The sequence below is a fragment of the Companilactobacillus keshanensis genome (assembly GCF_003946205.1).
Lineage (GTDB): Bacteria > Bacillota > Bacilli > Lactobacillales > Lactobacillaceae > Companilactobacillus > Companilactobacillus keshanensis.
In genome coordinates this window covers 1-1,260 of the sequence record NZ_RHOS01000046.1, presented here as the reverse complement: position 1 = coordinate 1,260, position 1,260 = coordinate 1, and the positions used below count along the sequence as shown (strand labels likewise).

Genomic DNA, 1,260 nt, shown 5'->3' with positions numbered 1-1,260 from the left:
AGAAGAATACATCAAATTTTGGAATGAAGAACGAATATTCGAAAAACTGGGCTATCAGTCGCCGGTAGAATACCGGAACTTAATAGCTCAATAAAAGAAGTGCTTTTATTTTAATGTCTCAAAAAATAGTTGCAGTGCCTTGAGATTACTCAAAATGTTCCTTTTAATTTATTCTGACACACTTTCTTTTTCATAAAAAGCTTTTAATTCATCTGGAGTTGGATAACCATCGTTATCCCCAGGCGTTTGGACTTGTAACGCTCCAACGGCATTACCACGCAGAATAGCCGATTTTAAGGATTTATTTTCAAGCAAAGCGCTTATAACGCCTAAAGCGAATCCATCACCAGCGCCTACAGTATCAACAACATGATCCACTTTGAAACCACGAACAGTAAATGTTTCACCATTCTTATTTTTAACAAAGGCTCCATCTGGACCAACCTTAACGATAACTGTTTCGGTTTGTTCACCCTTAAGATAGAAATCAGCAATTTCTTCAGGTTCTGAACTACCCATCAGAATTTTTCCTTCATTAATACCAGGAAGCACAATATTGGCCATTCCAGCTAAATCATTGATTGTCTTACGCATGACATCCTCACTAGCCCATAATTGTGGACGCAAGTTTGGATCGAAAGTTGTTTTAACGTTATTGGCAATTAGCTTCTTGAACAACTTTCTAAATGTATCTTCTGCAGTTGCTGAGATAGCTGGGAAAATGCCTGACATATGTGCAAACTTAACATCGCTTAAGTCAATTTTATCTACAATGTCAGCGTTCAAATATGAAGCCGCTGAATTTTTACGGTAATTATATGTATCAGGATCCCCACTAGATACTAATTGTTTTATTTGATGTCCTGTCCAGTGTTCATTATCTTCAAGAATGTAGTCAGTTCCAACATTGTGACCATTAATTTCTTTCTTAACATATTTACCAAATGGATCGTCACCGACTTGAGAAATATATTGAACTGAATGTCCTAAACGACTAATACCAATGGAAACATTTAACTCTGCCCCACCTAGAAGACGTTGAAAAGTTTTAACATCTTCTAATTTTTTATCCATATCTTTTGAAGCTAAGATAACCAATGGTTCTCCAATTGTAATTACTTCACTCATGCTTACCCTCTCCTTATAAAAAAAGGGGCGTCCCAAGGACTCCCTTTTTAATGTCTTATCTTAATTCGTCCATTGCAACTGCATCCATGTCGTCATATGTTTGGTTTTCGCCACACATTGCCCAGATAAATG

The 1,260-nt window shown here is 36.7% G+C and carries 2 protein-coding genes; one reads left to right on the top strand and one right to left on the bottom strand.

The window, feature by feature from the left end; genetic code table 11:
• The first annotated feature begins 10 nt into the window (after positions 1–10).
• Positions 11–94 (top strand): IS3 family transposase, encoded by an 84-nt coding sequence (locus EKM64_RS11810; protein ID WP_225420984.1) that lies wholly within the window; start codon positions 11–13, stop codon positions 92–94.
• Positions 95–168: 74 nt separating this feature from the next.
• Here the strand turns inward: EKM64_RS11810 and EKM64_RS11310 are convergent, their stop codons facing one another.
• Positions 169–1,128 (bottom strand): sugar kinase, encoded by a 960-nt coding sequence (locus EKM64_RS11310; protein ID WP_125678577.1) that lies wholly within the window; start codon positions 1,126–1,128, stop codon positions 169–171.
• Positions 1,129–1,260: the final 132 nt, after the last annotated feature.

Excerpts from the sequence above, each read along its gene's own strand:
- EKM64_RS11310 (WP_125678577.1), bottom strand. The coding sequence starts at position 1,128 with ATGAGTGAAGTAATTACAATTGGAGAACCATTGGTTATCTTAGCTTCA.